18 protein-coding genes are annotated in these 19,795 nt (G+C 64.5%); 11 read left to right on the top strand and 7 right to left on the bottom strand.

Annotation, left to right across the window (positions count from 1 at the left end):
• Nucleotides 1-21: 21 nt before the first annotated feature.
• Entirely contained in the window at nucleotides 22-1,014 is a 993-nt protein-coding gene (iolG, locus tag FJ419_RS01240; protein ID WP_140686891.1) for an inositol 2-dehydrogenase, read from the top strand.
• Nucleotides 1,015-1,046: 32 nt separating this feature from the next.
• The gene (locus FJ419_RS01235) at nucleotides 1,047-1,985 is read left to right on the top strand and encodes a sugar phosphate isomerase/epimerase (RefSeq protein ID WP_140686890.1); all 939 of its coding nucleotides are present in this window, start codon (nucleotides 1,047-1,049) and stop codon (nucleotides 1,983-1,985) included.
• Between the two features lie 69 nt (nucleotides 1,986-2,054).
• On the opposite strand, the gene FJ419_RS01230 is transcribed toward FJ419_RS01235, so the two are convergent.
• Nucleotides 2,055-3,164: a Gfo/Idh/MocA family oxidoreductase gene (locus FJ419_RS01230; protein ID WP_140686889.1), complete on the bottom strand. Its 1,110-nt coding sequence runs from the start codon at nucleotides 3,162-3,164 to the stop codon at nucleotides 2,055-2,057.
• A 157-nt stretch (nucleotides 3,165-3,321) separates the two neighbouring features.
• On the opposite strand from FJ419_RS01230, the gene FJ419_RS01225 reads away from it, so the two are divergent.
• From FJ419_RS01225 to phnN, 9 genes are all read left to right on the top strand, one after another.
• The gene (locus tag FJ419_RS01225; protein WP_181170604.1) at nucleotides 3,322-4,167 is read left to right on the top strand and encodes a MurR/RpiR family transcriptional regulator; all 846 of its coding nucleotides are present in this window, start codon (nucleotides 3,322-3,324) and stop codon (nucleotides 4,165-4,167) included.
• Between the two features lie 154 nt (nucleotides 4,168-4,321).
• Nucleotides 4,322-6,259 carry a 5-dehydro-2-deoxygluconokinase gene (iolC, locus tag FJ419_RS01220; protein ID WP_140686887.1) on the top strand — a complete coding sequence of 646 codons (1,938 nt, stop codon included), beginning with the start codon at nucleotides 4,322-4,324 and terminating at the stop codon, nucleotides 6,257-6,259.
• Nucleotides 6,260-6,291: 32 nt separating this feature from the next.
• Nucleotides 6,292-8,136, top strand: coding sequence for a 3D-(3,5/4)-trihydroxycyclohexane-1,2-dione acylhydrolase (decyclizing) (iolD, locus tag FJ419_RS01215; protein ID WP_140686886.1), 1,845 nt, complete (start codon nucleotides 6,292-6,294; stop codon nucleotides 8,134-8,136).
• A 36-nt stretch (nucleotides 8,137-8,172) separates the two neighbouring features.
• Nucleotides 8,173-9,087: a myo-inosose-2 dehydratase gene (gene iolE / locus FJ419_RS01210; protein ID WP_140686885.1), complete on the top strand. Its 915-nt coding sequence runs from the start codon at nucleotides 8,173-8,175 to the stop codon at nucleotides 9,085-9,087.
• Nucleotides 9,088-9,151: 64 nt separating this feature from the next.
• Nucleotides 9,152-9,364 (top strand): DUF3329 domain-containing protein, encoded by a 213-nt coding sequence (locus FJ419_RS01205; protein WP_140686884.1) that lies wholly within the window; start codon nucleotides 9,152-9,154, stop codon nucleotides 9,362-9,364.
• Nucleotides 9,365-9,768: 404 nt separating this feature from the next.
• Nucleotides 9,769-10,581, top strand: a complete 813-nt coding sequence (gene iolB, locus FJ419_RS01200) for a 5-deoxy-glucuronate isomerase (RefSeq protein WP_140686883.1) — start codon at nucleotides 9,769-9,771, stop codon at nucleotides 10,579-10,581.
• 247 nt (nucleotides 10,582-10,828) lie between these two features.
• Nucleotides 10,829-11,536, top strand: a complete 708-nt coding sequence (locus FJ419_RS01195) for a DUF1045 domain-containing protein (RefSeq protein WP_140686882.1) — start codon at nucleotides 10,829-10,831, stop codon at nucleotides 11,534-11,536.
• A 122-nt stretch (nucleotides 11,537-11,658) separates the two neighbouring features.
• The gene (locus FJ419_RS01190) at nucleotides 11,659-12,798 is read left to right on the top strand and encodes an alpha-D-ribose 1-methylphosphonate 5-triphosphate diphosphatase (protein ID WP_140686881.1); all 1,140 of its coding nucleotides are present in this window, start codon (nucleotides 11,659-11,661) and stop codon (nucleotides 12,796-12,798) included.
• Nucleotides 12,795-13,421, top strand: coding sequence for a phosphonate metabolism protein/1,5-bisphosphokinase (PRPP-forming) PhnN (gene phnN, locus FJ419_RS01185; RefSeq protein ID WP_181170573.1), 627 nt, complete (start codon nucleotides 12,795-12,797; stop codon nucleotides 13,419-13,421). The genes FJ419_RS01190 and phnN overlap by 4 nt, the downstream gene beginning before the upstream one ends.
• A gap of 284 nt (nucleotides 13,422-13,705) precedes the next feature.
• On the opposite strand, the gene FJ419_RS01180 is transcribed toward phnN, so the two are convergent.
• The 6 genes from FJ419_RS01180 to FJ419_RS01155 all read right to left on the bottom strand — a co-directional run bounded on the left by FJ419_RS01180 (nucleotide 13,706) and on the right by FJ419_RS01155 (nucleotide 19,734).
• Nucleotides 13,706-14,521 (bottom strand): ATP-binding cassette domain-containing protein, encoded by an 816-nt coding sequence (locus FJ419_RS01180; RefSeq protein WP_140686880.1) that lies wholly within the window; start codon nucleotides 14,519-14,521, stop codon nucleotides 13,706-13,708.
• Complete coding sequence (locus FJ419_RS01175; RefSeq protein ID WP_181170572.1) at nucleotides 14,521-15,252, bottom strand: ABC transporter permease; 732 nt, start codon at nucleotides 15,250-15,252, stop codon at nucleotides 14,521-14,523. Before FJ419_RS01175 ends, FJ419_RS01180 begins: the two co-directional genes overlap by 1 nt.
• 9 nt (nucleotides 15,253-15,261) lie before the next feature.
• Nucleotides 15,262-16,008, bottom strand: a complete 747-nt coding sequence (locus FJ419_RS01170) for an ABC transporter permease subunit (protein ID WP_224525923.1) — start codon at nucleotides 16,006-16,008, stop codon at nucleotides 15,262-15,264.
• Between the two features lie 130 nt (nucleotides 16,009-16,138).
• On the bottom strand, nucleotides 16,139-16,981 hold the full coding sequence (locus FJ419_RS01165) for a transporter substrate-binding domain-containing protein (RefSeq protein ID WP_246679097.1): 843 nt from the start codon (nucleotides 16,979-16,981) through the stop codon (nucleotides 16,139-16,141).
• A gap of 195 nt (nucleotides 16,982-17,176) precedes the next feature.
• A complete protein-coding gene (locus tag FJ419_RS01160; RefSeq protein WP_140543294.1) occupies nucleotides 17,177-18,172 on the bottom strand; it encodes an ABC transporter permease in 996 nt (331 codons plus the stop codon).
• Nucleotides 18,169-19,734 carry a sugar ABC transporter ATP-binding protein gene (locus FJ419_RS01155; protein WP_140686878.1) on the bottom strand — a complete coding sequence of 522 codons (1,566 nt, stop codon included), beginning with the start codon at nucleotides 19,732-19,734 and terminating at the stop codon, nucleotides 18,169-18,171. Before FJ419_RS01155 ends, FJ419_RS01160 begins: the two co-directional genes overlap by 4 nt.
• Between the last annotated feature and the right edge of the window lie 61 nt (nucleotides 19,735-19,795).

Raw genomic sequence — 19,795 nt, 5'->3', positions numbered from 1 at the left:
CCTGATGAGAAAGTCGAACGCATGATGGATGTTTGTCTGTTCGGGGTGGGGCTGATCGGCCGCGTGCATGCGAGCAATCTCGCGCGCCACCCTGGGGTGCGGCTACGCTACGTCGTCGATCCCAATCGCGAGGCGGCCGAGAAGGTCGCCGCCGTAACCGGCGCCGAGATCGCGGACACCGAGCTCGTTATGAACGATCCGTCAGTGAAGATGGTGTTCATCGCATCGGCGACGCGCACCCACGCGGAGCTTGCCATGGCAGCGGCCGCGCATGGCAAGGCGATCTTCTGCGAGAAGCCGATCGATCTCGACCTCAAGCGCACCGACGAGTGCCTGGCCGCGGTCGCGAAGGCCGGCGTGCCGTTCCAGATCGGCTTCAACCGCCGCTTCGATCCGAGCTTCCGGGCGCTGAAGGAGCGCCTCGACGGCGGCGAGATCGGCGCCGTCGAGCAGGTCATCATCACCAGCCGCGATCCCGAACCGGAGACCGAGGAAGCGCTGGCCGGAGGCGGCGGCGTCTTTCGCGAGATGACCATCCACGACTTCGACATGGCGCGGAACATGCTTGGCGAGGAGCCTGTGGAGCTTTTCGCGACCGGCTCCTCGCTGGTGGCGCCGCAATACAGAAAGCTCGGCGACTACGATACTGCGATGTTCATCCTGCGAACCGCGTCCGGCCGGCAATGTCACATCAACAACAGCGTCAGGGCCGCCTATGGCTATGACCAGCGCATCGAGGTGCACGGCGCCGACGGCATGCTGCAGGCCGGCAACCGGCTGCCGACCTCGGTGGAATTGTATGGCGGCAAGGGCATATCGCGCGACAAGCCCTATTACTTCTTCGTCGAACGCTACGCGGAATCCTACGCCGCCGAGATCGATCACTTCATCACTTGCGTCGAAACGGGCAGGCGGCCGGCGGTCACCGCCAGCGACGGCCGCAAGGCCATGATCCTTTGCGAGGCGGCGCTCGCGTCGGCTCGGTCCGGCAGGTTCGAACCGGTGAAACTCTAATCGGCGGGTGTGAGGCAAGCGGGAGTCCCGAAATGAAGATTGGCATGATCACCGACAGCCTCGGCAACCTGTCCTTCGACGAGATGCTGCGCGCCTCGGCCGATCTTGGACTGGAGACGCTGGAGTTCGCCTGCGGCAACTGGTCGTCGGCGCCGCATATCGATCTGGCGGCCATGCTGGACAGCGCGACGACCCGGGCCGAATTCGTCGCCAAGATTCGCGACCACGGGCTGACGATCGCGGCGCTTAACTGCTCCGGCAACCCGCTGCGTCCGGGACCGCAGGGCAAGCAGCATCGCCAGGTGACCGAGGACACGATCCGGCTGGCGAGCCTGATGGGCATCGACCGGATTGTGATGATGTCCGGGCTGCCCGGAGGGCCGGGCGACGCCAACCCCAACTGGATCATCACCGACTGGCCGCCCGAATGCGCCGACATCCAGCGCTACCAGTGGGACGATTGCATCATTCCCTATTGGCGCGACCTCGTCGGATTTGCCAACAATCTGGGCATCAGGAAGCTTTGCCTGGAACTGCATGGGCATCAGGCCGTGTACAACGTCCAGACGCTGTTCCGGCTGCGCGATGCGGTCGGCGAGACGGTCGGCGCCAACTACGATCCGAGCCATCCGATGTGGATGGGCGCCGATCCCATTGCCGCCGTGCGCAAGCTTGGCTCGGCCATCTATTATGTCCACGCCAAGGACACACGCATCGAGCCGGTGCCGGCCGGCATAGACGGCACGCTCGATGCGCGCCCGCCAACGCTGTTTGCCGAAAGGGCCTGGAATTACATCACGCTCGGTTACGGCCACGGTGAAACCTGGTGGCGGCAGTTCTGCACCGCGCTGAAGCAGGCCGGCTATGACGACGTGCTGTCGATCGAGCACGAGGACATGATGCTGTCGCCGATGGAAGGCATGCGCAAATCCGTGGCACTGCTGCGCAACGTCGCCATCAACCTGGCCTGAATGTTCAGATCCGAACCTGCATTGGCCGGCCACCGTGGGCCGTCGTACCGGCCCCAGCGCTCGGCTCGATCACCTCACATTGACCCAGCGCTGCTCCTGGAACGAACGGGCCATGGCATGCACGGTGCGCTCGATCTCCAGCCCCTCGTCGAAGTCGATGATGCGTGCCGGCTTGCCGGCGATGCGCATCAGGAGCTCGCGGCATTCGATCATCTTGAGGTCGTTGAAGCCCAGCCCATGGCCGGGCGCCGGCAGGAAGGAATCGTAGGGCTTGTGGTGCGGCGCCACCAGGATGGTGCGGTAGCCCTGCTCGGTCGGCCGGTCGGCAGTGAGGTAGAGCTGAAACTCGTTCATCCGCTCCTGGTCGTAGAGGATCGAGCCCTTCGAGCCGAAGATCTGGATGGCGATGCGGCCCTTGCGGCCCCAGGCCGAGCGATTGACCAGCAGCGAGCCGGCGACGCCGTTCTCGAGATGCATCAAGACGCTGGCGATGTCATAGGTCTCGACAGCGCGGCGAGCGCCGGAAGCGGTCTTGCGGTCGGCATAGGGTTTGACCATGTCGCACATGACGCGCGAAACGCGGCCGAACAGCGCCCTGATCAGCGACAGCGGATGCACGGCGAAATCATCGAGCGCGCCGTAGCCGGAAGAGGCCTCGTGCTTCCAGAAGAACAGCGCTTCGGGGTCGGCCATGAAATCCTCGTCCATCTCGATGCGCACGAGGTTGACGTCGCCGATGATCCTTTCCTCGAGCAGCGCGCCGATATGGCGGATGGCGGGGTTCTGGATGTAGTTGTAGCCGAGCACGGCGACCTTGCCGGATGTCTTCGCGGCCTTCGCCATCGCCTCGGCCTCGCCGAAGCTCGGCGCCATCGGTTTCTCGCACCACAGATGCTTGCCGGCTTCGAGGACGGCGATCGCCATTTCCGGGTGGAACTGGTTTGGCGTGGTCAGCGAGACGATCTCGACGTCCGGATCCTCGACCACGGCGCGCCAGTCGCCGGAGCCTTTTGCGAAGCCGAACTCGGCAGCTTTACGTTTGGCAAGCTCGTCGTTCACCTCGCCCAGATGCACCAGTTTCGGCTTGTCGACATCGGGAAAGACCGTGCCCACCGCGTTCCAGGCGATGGCGTGGCACTTGCCCATGAAGCCCGTGCCGATGAGGCCCACTCCGACCATGTCGATTGTCTCCAGGATAAAGGAAAGTATGTGTGGATGAATTAGTCCATTTTAGTAAAGAATGGAACATCTAAATCATTTTTTATGGTGTTCTTGCGCGAACTCGCTATGATGAGGCAGGAGAGGGACAAACCTTATGAGCGTGGGCGGAGCGACGATGGACGAACGGGTGCCTCGCGATTTCGAAACGCTGCGCGCGACGATCCTGGACAGGCGCGCGAGCCTGCCCAAGCGCATCGCGCAGATCGCCGCCTATGCGCTCGACAATCCCGACGATATCGCCTTCGGCACGGCGGCGAGCATTGCCGCCTCGGCCGGCGTGCAGCCCTCGACGCTGATCCGTTTTGCCCAGCAGCTCGGCTTCGACGGCTTCACCAGCCTGCAGCAGGTTTTCCGCGAGCGTCTGCGCGAGCGCAACTCCTCCTATGACGAGCGGCTGGCGGCGTTGCGCGCCAAGGCCGAGGAAGGCCGCGGGCATCGGGCGATCTTCGACGGCTTCGTCGCCGCCGCCAGCACCTCGCTGGGCGATATTTCGCGGTCGCTCAATGATGCCCATTTCGAGGAGGCCGTGGCGCTTCTGGCGAAAGCCGAGACCATCTATGTGCTGGCCAAGCGCCGCTCCTATCCGGTCGCCTCCTACATTGCCTATGCGCTGGGCAAGCTCAAGATCCGCAACCAGCTGGTGGAATCGGCCGCCGGGCTGAACGCCGAGATGATCGGCTTCGCCACGCCGCGCGACGCCGTCATCGCCATCAGCTTCTCGCCTTACGCGCCGGCGACCATCGAGGAGACGCGCTCGATCGCCGAGCAGGGCGTGCCGATCGTGGCGATCACCGACTCGTCCTTCTCGCCGCTGGCGCAATTCGCCAAAGTCTGGTTCGAGGTCGCCGAGGCCGATTTCGGCGGCTTCCGCTCGATCTCGGCGACGATGGCGCTGGCCATGGCGCTGACCGTCGCCGTCGGCGAGAAGCGCCGCGAAACGGTGCGCAGGCGCAAGGGCTGAGCCTCCCGGACGAGCGCTTTTCGGCTCGGGAATGCTCATTCCATATTGACTGTAGATTGGAATTAATATTTCATATTGACGACACCACGCCGTCGCCGGCGCGTGCTGTCCAAAACGACGCTGCTCTGCATAACAAGGCCGATGGGAGGTTCGAATGGGCGAAGCCGTGGAAGGGAAATACCCGCCGCTCGACGTCATCACCATCGGCCGCGCCTCGGTCGATCTCTATGGCCAGCAGATCGGCTCGCGGCTGGAGGACATCACCTCTTTCGCCAAGTCGGTCGGCGGCTGCCCGGCCAATATTTCCGTCGGCACGGCAAGGCTCGGGCTGCGCTCGGCGCTGCTCACCCGCGTCGGCGACGAGCAGATGGGCCGCTTCATCCGCGAGCAGCTTCGGCGCGAGGGCGTTTCGGTCGACGGGCTGAAGACCGACAAGGAACGCCTGACGGCGCTGGTGCTGCTTTCGGTCGAGAGCGAAGGCGTCTCGCCGATGATCTTCTACCGGTCCGACTGCGCCGACATGGCGCTGGCCGAGGAGGATATCGACGAGGCGTTCATCGCCTCGGCGCGCTCGGTGGTCGTCACCGGCACGCATTTCTCGCGGCCGAATTCCGATGCCGCCCAGCGCAAGGCCATCCGCCTGATGAAGGCCCGGGGTGGCAAGGTTGTGTTCGACATCGACTACCGCCCGAATCTGTGGGGCCTCGCCGGGCATGCCGAGGGCTTCGAGCGCTACGTCAAGTCGGACCGCGTCTCGGCGCAGCTCAAGACCGTGCTGCCGGATTGCGATCTCATCGTCGGCACCGAGGAGGAGATCATGATTGCTTCGGGCGCCGACGATTGCCTGAGCGCGCTGAAGACGATCCGCGCCCTGTCTTCGGCCACCATCGTGCTCAAGCGCGGCGCCAAGGGCTGCATCGTCTATGACGGCCCGATCAGCGATGATCTCGAGGACGGAATTGTCGGCAAGGGCTTTTCGATCGAGATCTACAATGTGCTGGGTGCCGGCGATGCCTTCATGTCCGGGTTCCTGCGGGGCTGGCTGGGCGGCGAGAGTTTTGCCACCGCCGCGACCTGGGCCAATGCCTGCGGCGCCTTCGCCGTGTCGCGCCTGCTGTGCGCGCCGGAATACCCGACCTTCGAGGAGCTGCAGTTCTTTTTGAAGCACGGCAGCAAGCATCTGGCGCTGCGCAAGGACGAGGCGATCAACCATGTCCACTGGGCAACGACGCGCCGGCGCGACATCCCCTCGCTGATGGCTTTAGCCTGCGACCATCGCGTCCAGCTCGAAGACGTTGCCGCCAAGGTCGGCGCCGACGTTTCGCGCATTCCCGACTTCAAAGTGCTGACGGTCAAGGCGGCGGCAAAGGTCGCCGCCGGCCGCGACGGCTACGGCATGCTGATCGACGAAAAATATGGCCGCGACGCGATGTTCGAATTCGCCCGCCATCCCTTCGCCTGGCTCGGCCGTCCGGTTGAGCTGCCCGGATCGCGGCCGCTGCGTTTCGAATTCTCGCAGGATATCGGCTCGCAGCTCACCGAATGGCCGGTCGACCATTGCATCAAATGCCTGTGCTTCTATCACCCGGACGACGACCCGGAAGCGCTAAAGACCGAGCAGCAGCAGAAGCTGCGCGCTTTGTTCGAGGCGGCGCGGAAAGTGGGACGCGAATTGCTGGTCGAGATCATCGCCGGCAAGCACGGCAAGCTCGACGACACCACCATTCCGCGCGCGCTGGAAGAACTCTATGCGCTGGGCATAAAGCCGGACTGGTGGAAGCTTGAGCCGCAGGCTTCGGCAGGCGCCTGGGCGAAGATCGAGCAGGTCATCGTCAAGAACGATCCATGGTGCCGTGGCGTGGTGCTGCTCGGGCTGGAAGCGCCGCAGGACGAGCTGGTCGCGGCCTTTGCGGCAACCGCCAATGCGCCAATCGTCAAGGGCTTTGCCGTCGGTCGCACCATCTTCGTCAACGCCGCCGAACAATGGCTGGCCGGCCGGATGTCGGATGACGAGGCGATCGCCGACATGGCCGCGCGCTTCGAGCAGCTGACCGAGGCATGGCTTGCCGCGCGCGGCCGCAAAGCCGCTTAACAGGACCGCTGAAGGACTGCGGAGGAGACACCATGAGCAAGACAATCCGCCTGACGATGGCGCAGGCGCTGACCCGCTTTCTCAGCCGGCAAATGACCGAGATTGACGGGAAAAAAGTGCCGATCTTCGGCGGCGTCTGGGCCATCTTCGGCCACGGCAATGTCGCCGGCATCGGCGAGGCGCTCTACCAGGTCCGCGACGAGCTGCCGACCTTCCGCGCCCATAACGAGCAGGCGATGGCGCATGCCGCGATCGCCTATGGCAAGGCCAATTTCCGCCGCCGCTTCATGGCCGCGACCAGTTCGATCGGCCCCGGCGCGTTGAACATGGTGACGGCCGCGGCGCTCGCGCATGTAAACCGGTTGCCCGTCCTGTTTTTGCCGGGCGATGTCTTCGCCAACCGCCTTCCGGACCCGGTGCTGCAGCAGGCCGAGGATTTTTCCGACGGCACGGCGAGCGTCAATGACTGCTTCCGTCCGGTATCGCGCTATTTCGACCGCATCACGCGGCCGGAGCAGATCATCCCGGCGCTGAACCGCGCCATGCAGGTGCTGACCGATCCGGCCGAATGCGGCCCGGTGACGCTCTCGCTCTGCCAGGACGTGCAGGCCGAGGCCTATAATTATCCCGAAAACCTGTTCGCCGAGCGCGTCTGGGCGCCGCGCCGGCCGCGCCCGGACCGCCATGAGTTGGCGGCGGCCGTCGCTGCGCTGAAGGGCGCCAGGAAGCCGCTGGTGATCGCCGGCGGCGGGGTGCTGTATTCGCAAGCTTCGGACGAGCTCGCCAAGCTGGTGCAGGGCGCCGGCGTTCCGGTCTGCGAGACGCAGGGCGGCAAATCCTCGCTGCCCGACGACCATCCGCTCAACATGGCGGCGGTCGGCGTCACCGGCACGTCGGCCGCCAACCGGCTGGCGGAAGAGGCCGATGTCGTGCTCGCCGTCGGCACCAGGCTGCAGGATTTCACCACCGGCTCCTGGGCGCTGTTCAAGAATGCCGGCCGCACCATCATCGGCCTGAACACGCAAGGTTTCGACGCCGGCAAGCATTGGGCGCTGCCGCTGGTCGCCGACGCGGCCGAAGGACTTGCCGAGCTGTCCACCGCGCTGAAGGGCTGGAAGGCGCCGGCCGCGTGGACCGACAACGCGCTGAAGGGCAAGACAGAGTGGCAGACCGCCGCCGCCAAGGTGACCACGTCGACCAACGCCGCCTATCCGTCCGATGCGCAGGTGATCGGCGCCGTGCAGCGCGCCATGGGCTCGGGCGTCACGCTGCTGCATGCCGCGGGCGGTCTGCCCGGCGAATTGCACAAGCTCTGGCAGGCCGGCGCGCCGGGCTCCTACCATGCCGAATACGGCTTCTCGACCATGGGCTACGAGATCGCCGGCGGGCTCGGCGTCAAGATGGCGAAGCCTGACCAGGAGGTCGTCGTCATGGTCGGCGACGGCTCCTATCTGATGCTCAATTCCGAGATCGCCACCTCGGTGATGCTTGGCCTGAAGCTTACCATCGTGCTGCTCGACAATCGCGGCTATGGCTGCATCAACCGGCTGCAGATGGCGACCGGCGGCGCCAACTTCAACAATCTCTTGAAGGACGCGCGCCACGAGGTGATGCCGGACGTCGACTTCGCCGCGCATGCGGCAAGCCTAGGTGCCGTTGCCGAGAAGGTAGCGTCGATCGCGGAGCTGGAGACGGGACTGGCCAAAGCGAAAAAGAACGACAAGACGACGGTGCTGGTGATCGACACCGATCCGCTGGTCTCGACCGAGGCCGGCGGCCATTGGTGGGATGTCGCCGTGCCGGAAGTCTCGGCGCGGCCGCAGGTCAACGCCGCGCGCAAGAACTACGAGGAAGCCGTGAGCAGCCGTCAGGGCTGAGCCGGCCTCGCAACGAACCGACATTGGAGTGACGCCTTGAAAGCCAAACTGGGCATGTCCCCCATCGCATGGTGGAATGACGATCTCGTGGAACTGAGCGATGACGTGTCGCTGGAGGAATGTTTGCGCCAGTCGCGCTCGGCGGGCTTCACCGGCATGGAGATGGGCCGCCGCTTCCCCAACGATCCGAAGGTGATGCTGCCGATCCTGAAGCAGGCCGACGTCACACTCTGCGGCGGCTGGTTCTCCGGCACGCTGGTCGATGAGGACATCTCCCGTAACAAGGACCGCATCCAGCCGATGATCGACCTGTTCAAGGCGGTCGACGCGCCCTGCATCGTCTATGGCGAGGTCGGCCGGTCCATCCAGGGCGACCGCTCCAAGCCTCTGGCCACCAAGCCGAAACTTTCAGATGACGAGATGAAGGCCTATGGCCGCCGCGTCACCGAGTTCGGCGAATGGTGTGCCGAGCAAGGCATGCCGCTCTCCTACCATCACCACATGGCGGCGGTGGTCGAGACCGAGCCGGAGCTCGACGCCTTCATGCGCAACTCCGGCGAAGGCATTCCGCTGCTGCTCGATGCCGGCCATCTCGCCTTTGCGGGCGGCGACGTGCTGCGCGCCATTGACAATCACCACAAGCGCATCAACCACGTCCATGTGAAGGATGTTCGCATGGGCGTGATTGACGGGCTCGACCGCACGAAACAGTCCTTCCTCGACGCCGTGGCGCTCGGCGCCTTCACCGTGCCGGGCGACGGCTCACTCGATTTCGGCGCCATCGTGCAGCGTTTCGCCGATCATGGCTATGAAGGCTGGTTCGTCGTCGAAGCCGAGCAGGATCCGAAGAAGAACCCGCCGCTGAAGATGGCTCAAGTCGGCCACAAGGAGCTGATGCGGGTGATGACGGCCGCCGGCTACACGGTGGAGACACAAGGGTTTCCAGCCTGAACGGTGGATTAGTCGGGGCGCCCGGTCTATCTGGTGCGCTTTGGCAAAATCCTGGATTGGCGCGATGAAAGACTATGAGCATCCCTTCTTCCGGCCGCTGTGGCGCCGTATCGCGGTCGTCGCGGTCTGCTTGGTCTGGTCGGTGATCGAATTCGCCTCCGGCACACCCTTCTGGGGCGTCATCGCGCTGGGCTTCGCCGGTTACGCGGTGTGGCAGTTTTTCTACCTCTATAAGCCGGCGGAGGAGAACAAGGCCGACGTCGAACCAAAAGAGTGAGTGATCCATGGCTCGAGAGCTTCTACGGATCGGATACTGCGTGCATGGCGGATCGCATACGTTGGCGATTAGCCGAAACGCTCCTCGCTTCGTCATCCTAGGGCGGAGCAAGGAGCGCAGCGACGCGGCGCAGACCCTAGGATCCATGCCATGACTTTGACGTGTCGCGACGGTGCAGACAATGGCGCCGAAACGCCGGCCCAGACAGCCTCTTTCTGCACCGCTGCATTCTACGGCAGGTGTAACGGCATGGATTCTAGGGTCTGCGCGCGTCGCTTCGCTCCTTGCTCCGCCCTAGAATGACGACGTTGCGAGGGAACCGGCCAATCTCCAAGGTTTTCGCGATAGTCCATCGGATTCTTAGCTGCGCCAATGGGGCGCCCAGGAATTAGGAGAGCCAAAAAATGTCGAAACTGCTCGTCAAGGCCGATAAGGGCCACGGCCACGTCGCCCACGTCACGCCGCAAAGCGCCGGCTGGACCTATGTCGGTTTCGATCTGCATCGGCTACGGCCAGGCGAGACAGCGTCCGGAAAGACGGGCGAGCGCGAGGTCTGCCTGGTGTTCGTCACCGGCAAGGGCGAGGCGTCGGCCGGCGGCAAGGACCTCGGCCTGCTCGGGGAGCGCATGTCGCCCTTCGAAGGCAAGCCGTGGTCGGTCTATGTGCCGCAAGGCGCCGACTGGTCGGTGACCGCCGACACCGAGCTGGAGCTTGCCGTCTGCTCGGCGCCTGGCCTCGGTGGCGGCCTGCCGGTGCGCGTCATCGGACCTGACGATCTCGGCCAGGAGGTGCGCGGCAAGGGCACCAACACGCGTTATGTCACCAACATCCTGCCCGAGGGCAAGCCGGCGGATTCGCTGCTGGTGGTCGAGGTGATCACGCCCGGCGGCCACACGTCGAGCTATCCGCCGCACAAGCACGACCAGGACAATCTGCCGGCCGAATCCTATCTCGAGGAGACCTACTATCACCGCCTCAACCCGCCGCAGGGCTTTGCCTTCCAACGCGTCTACACCGATGCCGACCGCAACGGCGTGCGCGAGCTGGACGAGGCGATGGCGATCGAGGACGGCGATGTCGTGCTGGTGCCCAAGGGCTATCATCCCTGCGCCGCCTGCCACGGCTACGACCTTTATTACCTGAACGTCATGGCCGGACCGAAGCGGACATGGAAATTCCACAACGCGGCCGAGCATGAGTGGCTGATGAAGGCCTGATCGGCACGCCGGCAAAGCCGTTGGTCCAGCCCCTGAAAAATCGTCGGCTAACGAGCTCCGTGCTGGACTTGCCTTCGAAAACCCACGAAAGCTTCGTCAATCCGTCATGGAAATCACCTATGGCAGCGGTTCCGGTGCATGTCGCCGCAAGCGCTCCGGCGTTTTGGGCCACGACTTGCCAAGACAATGACTTGAAGCGCGTCGCATATTCCTTTGGGGCGCGCAGCGCGCTTGACGAGGAACGCCCATGCGCTACGCGATCTACTACACCCCGGGGCAGGACGAGAAGCTGGCGCGCATTGCCGCCAACTGGCTGGGCCGCGACCCGTTTGGCGCGGCGACGCGGCCGGTCGAGGCCGTGGGCGATCTGTCGGCCGCGGAAGTCGCTTTCCATACTGCCTCCGCCCGGCGCTACGGATTCCATGCGACGCTGAAAGCCCCGTTCCGGCTGGCGCCGAACGAGACGGAAGCTTCGCTGCGCGCCGCGCTCGACGCTTTCGCCGAGGCGACGCCGCCTGTGACCATCCCGCGTCTCGTCGTCGGCCAGATCGACGGCTTTTTCGCGCTGGTGCCGGAAATGCAGTTTGCGCCGCTCAACGATTTCGCCGGCGAGGTGGTGCGCGCCTTCGATCCGTTCCGCGCGCCGCTGACCGAGGTCGAGATCGAGCGCCGCAGCCCCGATGCGCTGAAGCCGGACGAGTTCCGCAACCTCTGCCAATGGGGTTATCCTTACGTCTTCGACACGTTCCGCTTCCACATGACGCTTTCCGGACGGGTCGGGCCACAGGAAAGCCCACGTCTTCGTGCAGCGATCGACGGCCTGTTCGCCGACGTGCTGCGGCAGCCGGTGCCGGTGGATGCACTGACATTGTTCGTCGAAAGCGAGCCCGGCGCCCCGTTCATGGTGCTTTCCCATCATGCGCTTGGCCGCAGGCCTGCCCGCAAGACCGCATAGGACGGATCAGCGGAAACGCTGAACCGCCCTATCTTTTTGTTTACGCAATTCCGGACGGAAAACCGCAAAGCACTTTTCCTGGAATTGCTCTGAAACGACTGCTTGAGATAGGACCGCCCGAGATGACCGCCGAAACCGTTCTCACCAATGCCCGCATCGTGCTTCCAGACGAAATCGTCGAGGGCTCGCTGTTGTTGCGCGACGGCGTGATTGCCGCCGTCGAGCCCGGTGCCGTTCGCGCCGGCGAGGACATGGGCGGCGATTACATCATCCCGGGCCTTGTCGAGCTGCACACCGATCACCTCGAGGGCCATTATGCGCCGCGCCCGAAAGTGCGCTGGAACCCGATCGCCGCCGTGCTTGCCCATGACGCCCAGGTGGCGACCGCCGGCATCACCACGGTGCTCGACGCCTTGCGCGTCGGCATGGACGAGGATGCCGACCTGAAATCCGACGACGTTCGCAAGCTGGCCGACGCGATCGAGGACAGCGTGCGCCAGGATCGGCTCAGGGCCGACCATTTCATCCATCTGCGCTGCGAGGTCTCGGCGCCGGACTGCCTCGAGGCTTTCGCCAATTTCGAGACAGACGAGCGGGTTAAGCTCGCCTCGCTGATGGATCACGCGCCCGGACAGCGCCAGTTCGTCAACCTCGAGACCTATGCCTACTACTATCAGCGCAAGCTGAAGTTGACGGACCGCGACTTCCAGAAATTCTGCGAGAAGCGAATGGCCGAATCGGCCCGCAATTCCGGTCCGAACCGCGTCTTCATCTCGGCCGCCTGCCAGGAGCGCGGCATCGTGCTGGCGAGCCATGACGACGCGACCGCCGGCCATGTCGACGAAGCGATCGAGCAGGGCGTGCGCGTCGCCGAGTTCCCGACGACGGAAGAGGCGGCCAAGGCCTCGAAAGCCGCAGGCCTCGGTGTGCTGATGGGCGCGCCGAACGTCATGCGCGGCGCCTCACATTCCGGCAATGTCTCGGCGCGCACGCTCGCCGCCGACGGCCTGCTCGACATCCTGTCGTCCGACTACATTCCCTTCAGCCTGATCCAGTCGGCCTTCTTCCTCGGCGATGTCGTCGAGGGCATCTCGCTGCCGCAGGCGGTCGCGATGGTCTCGAAGAACCCGGCCGAAGCGATCGGCCTTGCCGACCGCGGCGTCATCGAGCCCGGCCGCCGGGCCGACCTTGTGCGGGTACGCGTGGACGACCATGTGCCAGTCGTGCGTACCGTTTGGCGCCTGGGCAGCCGAGTCGCATGATGGTCTCGGCCCTCATCGAGCGCGAGCTGGCCGACAGCCTGCCGATCCGCAACGGCGTCTTCGTCGCGGTGGTCGGCCCGAGCGGCGCCGGCAAGGATACGGTGATCGGCTACGCCAAGCATCGCTTTGCCGGCGAGACGCGGCTGGAATTTGTGCGCCGCGTCATCACCCGGCCAAGCGATGCGGCAAGCGAGGACCACGACACGCTGGCCGACGCCGCTTTTGCCGAGGCGGAGGCCGACGGCGCGTTCTCGCTGTGCTGGGACGCGCACGGCCTGCGCTATGGCCTGCCAGCCGATGTCGACTGGGCGGTCGCCAATGGTCATGTAGCCGTGGCGAATGTCTCCCGCGCGGTCATCCCGGCGCTGCGCGAGCGCTATGCCAACCTGGCCGTGGTCGAGATCACCGCCACGCCGGAAATCCTTGCCGAGCGGCTGGCGGCGCGCGGCCGTGAATCGCGCGGCGAGGTGCTCGCCCGCCTTGCGCGCAGCACGAGCGTCAAGCTGACGGGACAGGATGTGACCTCGATCGACAACAGCGGCGCCAAGGAAATAGCCGGCGAACGCTTCGCCGAGGTGCTGCGCAAGGCGATGGCGTTCTCGGATCTGTCGGACATGATCTAAGGCCTTCCCCTTCTCCCCCTGTGGGAGAAGGTGGATCGGCGCGAAGCGCCGAGACGGATGAGGGGTGTTGGAAGGATCGCTCCGAGGAAGAAATGGGCGCTTGAAGCATCCTATTCTTCAGCGCCTCGCTCCGTCCAGCACCCCTCATCCGGCCGCTTCGCGGCCACGGCCGGCCCTTCGCAGGCTCAGGGCGTTCGAAGCTCGAAAAGCCAAGCAATTGGCTTTTCGTCCGCTAGCGCGGACCGCTTCTCACCCCACAAGGGGAGAAGGTGAAACGCAGCGCTTCACTTATTGAAGTTGGCGATGAACTGCTTGAACTGCGGCGTCGGCGGCCTGGCGAACATCTCCTTCGGTTCGCCGGCCGAGTCCACCTCCCCCTTGTGCAGGAACATCACCTTGCTCGACACATCGCGGGCAAAACCCATCTCATGCGTGACGACCAGCATGGTGCGTCCTTCTTCGGCGAGCGAGCGCATGACGCGCAGCACCTCGCCGACCAGTTCCGGATCGAGCGCGGATGTCGGCTCGTCGAACAGCATCACCTTGGGGTTCATCGCCAGGGCGCGGGCGATCGCGGCGCGCTGCTGCTGGCCGCCGGACATATGCGGCGGATAGTAGTTGCGGCGCTCCCATATGCCGACGCGCTTCAGCAATGCCTCGGCCTGCTCCAGGCACTCGGCGCGCGGCCGCTTCAGCACATGCGTCGGCGCGGCGACGAGGTTTTCCAGCACGGTCATGTGCGACCACAGATTGAAGCTCTGGAAAACCATGGCGAGGTTGGCGCGGATCCGCTCCACCTGGCGGATGTCGGCGGGCATTTGATGGCCGTCGCGACCCCGCTTCATCTGGATGAGCTCGCCGTCGACCCGCACTTCGCCGGAATCGGGGGTCTCCAGGAGATTGATACAGCGCAGCATCGTGCTCTTGCCGGACCCGGAGGAGCCGAGAATCGAGATGACGTCGCCCTTGTGGGCTTCGAGCGAAATGCCCTTGAGCACCTCGTGATCGCCGAAGCACTTGCGCAGATCCTTGACGCTGATGGCGGGCGTCTCGTCGGAGGACGGCGCGGCTTTCGCGGCAGCGGCGACATTTGCCGACATCACAACACCTCCGGTACGGGTTTGACTTGCTGGCCCTGCTCGGGCGGGGCACGCAGATGCGGCGAAAGCCGGTGCTCGACCCAGGCGAACAGCCGGGCGATCGACAGGTTGAGAAGCAGGTAGATCACGCCGGCGCAGGTCAGCACCTCGATCGGCCGGAACGTGTCATGCTGGATCTTCTGCGCCGTTCCCATCATCTCCATGATGGTGACTACGGACGCCAGCGCGGTGGCCTTGGTCATGAGGATGATTTCGGTCGAATAAGCCGGCAAAGCGAGCCGCAGCGCGATCGGCAGCGTGACGAGGCGGAAGCGGGTGAAGGCCGACATGCCGAACGCCTTGGCCGCCTCGATCTGGCCGACAGGCACCGCCCGCAGCGCGCCGCGGAAAATCTCGCTCTCATAGGCGGCCGTGTTCAGGGCCATGGCGACGATGGTGCAGTACATCGGATCGCGCAGGATCGGCCACAGGATCGGGCTGTGGCGCACGAAGTCGAACTGGGAGAGCCCGAAATAGACCAGATAGAGCTGCACCAGCAGGGGCGAGCCGCGGAAGACGAAGACATAGGCGCGGGTGAAATACTCGCCCGATTTGTAACCGGACGCCCGCAGCCAGGTCAGGCCGGTGGCGATGAGGAGCCCGAAGGCGATGCCGAAGAACCAGATCTCGAGCGTCAGCGGCAGCGCCTTCAGCACGCTCCACATGGTCGAAAGGTAGAAGTCGAAATCCACCGCCACCTCTTATTTCGGTCGTGTGAAGCTGCGCGAGGTGTAACGCTCGGCTTTGTCGAAGATCGGCGTCGAGATCGAGGTCATCACCAGATAGAGGATGCCGGCGAGCGTGTAGAAAAGCAGCGAATGATGCGTCGAGCGCGCCGCCTTGTTGGCCGTCAGCATCAGCTCGGCGACGCCGGTGACGGAGATCAGCGCCGAGTCCTTGATGGTCAATTGCCAGACATTGCCCAGCCCCGGCACCGCGAGACGCAGGACCTGCGGCATGATCACAAGGCGAAACCGCAGCCAGGCCGACATGCCGTAGGCACGCGCCGCTTCCAGCTCGCCGCGATGAATCGCCAGGAACGAGCCGCGAAAAACCTCGGCCTGGTAGGCGCCGGAAATGATGCCGACCGCGAGAACGCCGCCGAGGAAACTCGGCATGTTCAAGATGTCGGCCGAGCCGATCGATCCGGTCGAGCGCGCCACGCCGGTCAGGACCTGCGTGCCGCCATAGTAGAACAGGTAGATGATCAGGAGTTCCGGTTCGCCGCGGAAGACGGTCGTGTAGCTCTCGCCGATGAACCTCAATCCGCCGCGATGCGAAAGCTTGGCCGCCGCCACCAGCGAGCCGAGAACGGCACCAATCAGCATCGAGACGACGGTGACGGCGAGCGTCCAGGCGATGCCCCAGAGCAGTTGCACGCCCCAGCCGGCGGCCAACAGCTCATAGGCCGTCGACACCTGGTCCTTGAGATCGTTGAGAAACTCCACTTACGGCTCCTGCGGGCGCCGAGATAGGCATCGACGGGTTCCTGCTTCGGTGCATGTCGTTTTCCCGCACTTTCGGGCGACATGCACTCAATGCAAAACGGGAGCAGCCTTGGCTACTCCCGTTGCGACATTACTTGGTAATGTCGATCTTGAACCATTGCATGGAATATTTCGACACCGAGCCGTCGTCGAGCGCGGCCTTGAGCGCCTTGTTGTAGATGTCCTGCAGGTCCTTGTCGGTCTTGCGGAAAGCGGCGCCGATGCCCGGTCCGAGGATCGGGCCGCCCTTGAATTGCGGGCCGACGAATTCCAGGTCTTTCGCATCGGGCTTGGCCAGCGTGCCGAGGAAATAGGTGGTGTCGGCGAAGGCAACGTCGATGCGGCCCGCCATCAGGTCGAGGTCGTGCTCGTCGGTGGTCTTGTATTCATGGATGTTGGCGACATCCTTGAGATATTTGTCGGCGAAGGTCGCTTCAGTGGTCGAGACCTGCAGGCCGACATTCTTGCCGGCGAGCTCCTTGCGCAGCGTGTCGAGCGCAGCCTTGGATTCGGCGTCGTCCTTCGACAGATCGATCATCTTGCCGGTGTTGGACATCTGCGCCAGCGGACCGTTCTTGTCGGCCAGGAAAGCCACCGGCGAAGAGGCATAGGGGATCGAGAAGTCGATGGTCTTCATGCGCTCTTCGGTGATCGACATGCCGTCCATGACAATATCGAACTTGCCTGCCGTGAGCCCGGGAATGACGCCATCCCAATCCTGCGCGACGATGCTGCATTCGAGCTTCGCGCGGGCGCAGACGTCGTTCAGGATGTCCACCTCGAAGCCGACGATCTTGCCGCTGGCATCGGTCTGGTTCCACGGGGCGTAGGAGCCCTCCATCGCGACCGTCACGGTCTTCCAGTCCTTGGCCATAGCCGGGGTCGAGCAGGTCAACGCCAGCGCGGCGAGCGCGATCCAACGTGAAGATGTCACGGTAATTTCTCCCATATTTTGTTCTTGGAACCCTCAGATACCAATTGCTTAGCCCAGCCCCGATTCTGCGACAAGGGCTGTTTTCCGGTTCACGCGTTGTTGCAATTCGTCCACGAATCGGGACTTGCCCCGCAGCTTCACCGCGAGCGTCGATCCAATCGGAACCCCGGTCCGGGTGTGGACAGAAGAGCGAGACTACTCCGCCGGCGCGCCGGCGACGCCCCTGCGAGACGCCTCCAGCATTCGGCGCCGGGCGCGGAAGACGCCCCATTGCTGGTCGACCAGCACACCGATCAGGATCACGCCGCCCATCACCGCGAAGTTGAGCGAGGAAGGAATGCCGAGCAGGTTGACGAGGTTCTGCAACTCCTGCAGCAGCACGGTGCCAAGGACGGCGCCGACCAGCGACCCTTCGCCGCCGCGCAGCGAGAAGCCGCCCAGCACCGCCGCGGCGATGGCATAGAGCTCGTAGAACTGGCCGTGGCTCGCCGGCGAGATCGAGCGCGTGTACATGGCGAAATAGATCGCCGACAGCGCCGTCAGCACGCCGCAGATGACATAGGCGGCGATGATCACCCGGCCCGTGCGGATGCCGGAATATTTCGCCGCTTCCTCGTTCTTGCCGATCGCATAGAGATAGCGGCCGAAAACCGAACGGTGCAGCACCACCCACATCACGATGGCGATGACGATCAGCGCGATGAAGCTGTTCGGCAGGCCGTAGGAGCGGCCTGCGGTCAGGAACTCGAGCGTCGGGAAGTTCTGCCCGAAGGCGAAGCCGGCCGTGCCGTCGGCGGTATAGAAGCGCGCCACGCCGCGATAGATGAGCAGGCCGCACAGCGTCACCACGAAGGGCTGCAGTTTCAGCCGCGTGATCAGCCAGCCATGCACGAAGCCGATGATGGCGCCGAGCGCGAGGATCAGCACGAAGGCAAGCGGCCAGCTCACCTCGCGCACCGCGATGAAGTCGATGAAGAGCGTGCCGAGCAGGGCGATCACCGAGCCGACCGACAATTCGATGCCGCCGGTGATGATGACGAAGGCCTGGCCGATCGAAAGGATGCCGAATAGCGCGACCAGGTTGGAGGTGTTGGCGAGGTTGATCGCCGACAGGAAGCGCGGATTGATGGCCGTCACCACCGCGCCGACCACCAGGATCAGGATCAGCAGGCCGAGATCTTTCTTGGTCATAGCGCTCCTCCCGCCGCTTGCAGCAGTTTCGGCTTCTTGCCGACCGCCAGCAAAAGCACGTTCTCCTGGCTGAAATCGTCCTTGTCGAGGATGCCGGAGATCTGGCCCTCGTGCATGACCGCGATGCGGTCCGACACGCCGATCACTTCTTCCATGTCGCTGGAGATCATCAGCACGGCGACGCCGGCATCGGCCAACGCCCGCATCAGCCCGTAGATCTCCGCCTTGGCGCCGATGTCGATGCCACGCGTCGGCTCGTCCAGGATCATCACCTTGGGGTTCATCGCCAGCCATTTGGCCAGAACCACCTTCTGCTGGTTGCCGCCCGACAGCGTGCCGGTGCGGGTCAAGACCGACGGCGCCTTGATGCCGAGGTTCTTCTTCTGCTTTTCCGCCGTCGCGAGCTCGGCGCCGGCCGATACCAGCGAGCGCCTGGCATGGGCCGGCAGATTGGGCAGCGAAATGTTCTGGGCGATCGACAGGTCGAGCAGTATGCCGGTCAGCTTGCGGTCCTCGGGCACCAGGAAGATGCCGTTCGCCACCGCGTCCGCCGCCGAGCCTACATTAAGCGGCTTGCCGTCGAGCGCAACGCTGCCGGCGAGCCGTTCGTCAATCCCGAACAGCACGCGCGCGAGCTCCGTGCGGCCGGAACCGACCAGGCCCGCGAGGCCGAGTATCTCGCCGCGTTTCAATTCCAGACTGACCGGCCGGTCCGGATAGGTGCTGGTGCGGATCGCGTCCGCCGACAGGGCCACGCTGCCCGGCGCGCGGGTGGCCTCGCCGGCCTTTTCGCGCTCCTTCAGCATGCGGCCGATCATCAGCCTGACCATCTCGTCGTGATTGATGTGGCTCTTGGGAAGGGTGCCGGCCAGCGTGCCGTCGCGCAGCACCACGACGCGGTCGGCGACGCGCTCGATCTCATGCAGCCGGTGCGAGATGAAGATGACGCTGATGCCTTGCGCCTTCAGGCCCTTGATGACGTCGAGCAGCTTTTCGGTTTCCGCCATCGGCAGGCTGGAGGTCGGCTCGTCGAGGATGACAAGGCGAGCCTTGATCGACAGCGCCTTGGCGATCTCGACCATCTGCTGCTGCGCGAGCGACAGCGATGCCACCGGCGCGTCGGCCGAGAAATTGGCGCCGACCCGCTTCAGGAGCGGCGCCACCATCTCGCGCAATTTCGCGCGGTCGACCAGCCTCAGCGGGCCGGCGCGCAGCGGCTCGCGGCCGAAGAAGATGTTGGCGGCGACGTCGAGGTTTTCGAAGAGGTTCAATTCCTGATGCACGAAGGCGATGCCGGAGCCGATGCTCTGCTCGACGGTCAGGCCGTCATGCGCCGCGCCATCGACGGTGACGGTGCCGCTGTCCGGCCGCGTCACGCCGCCGAGGATCTTCATCAGCGTCGATTTGCCGGCGCCGTTTTCGCCGACCAGGCCTATGACCTCGCCGGGCCGGACCTCCATCGAGAACCTGTCCAGCGCGACGACGCCCGGATAGGTCTTGCGCACGGCCTCGAGGCTCAGGAACGGAGCGGTGGTCGGTTGAGTGGAATCGGTAGAGGTCATCACGCCATAGTTTACCGCACGGGGCAACAGCCGGTGGCCCACAGACTGACGGGCCTTGGCA

Source organism: Mesorhizobium sp. B2-6-2, assembly GCF_006440615.1.
Taxonomy (GTDB): Bacteria; Pseudomonadota; Alphaproteobacteria; order Rhizobiales; family Rhizobiaceae; genus Mesorhizobium.
The sequence above is the reverse complement of the archived record's forward strand: the minus strand, read 5'-3'. Positions and strand labels throughout refer to the sequence as shown.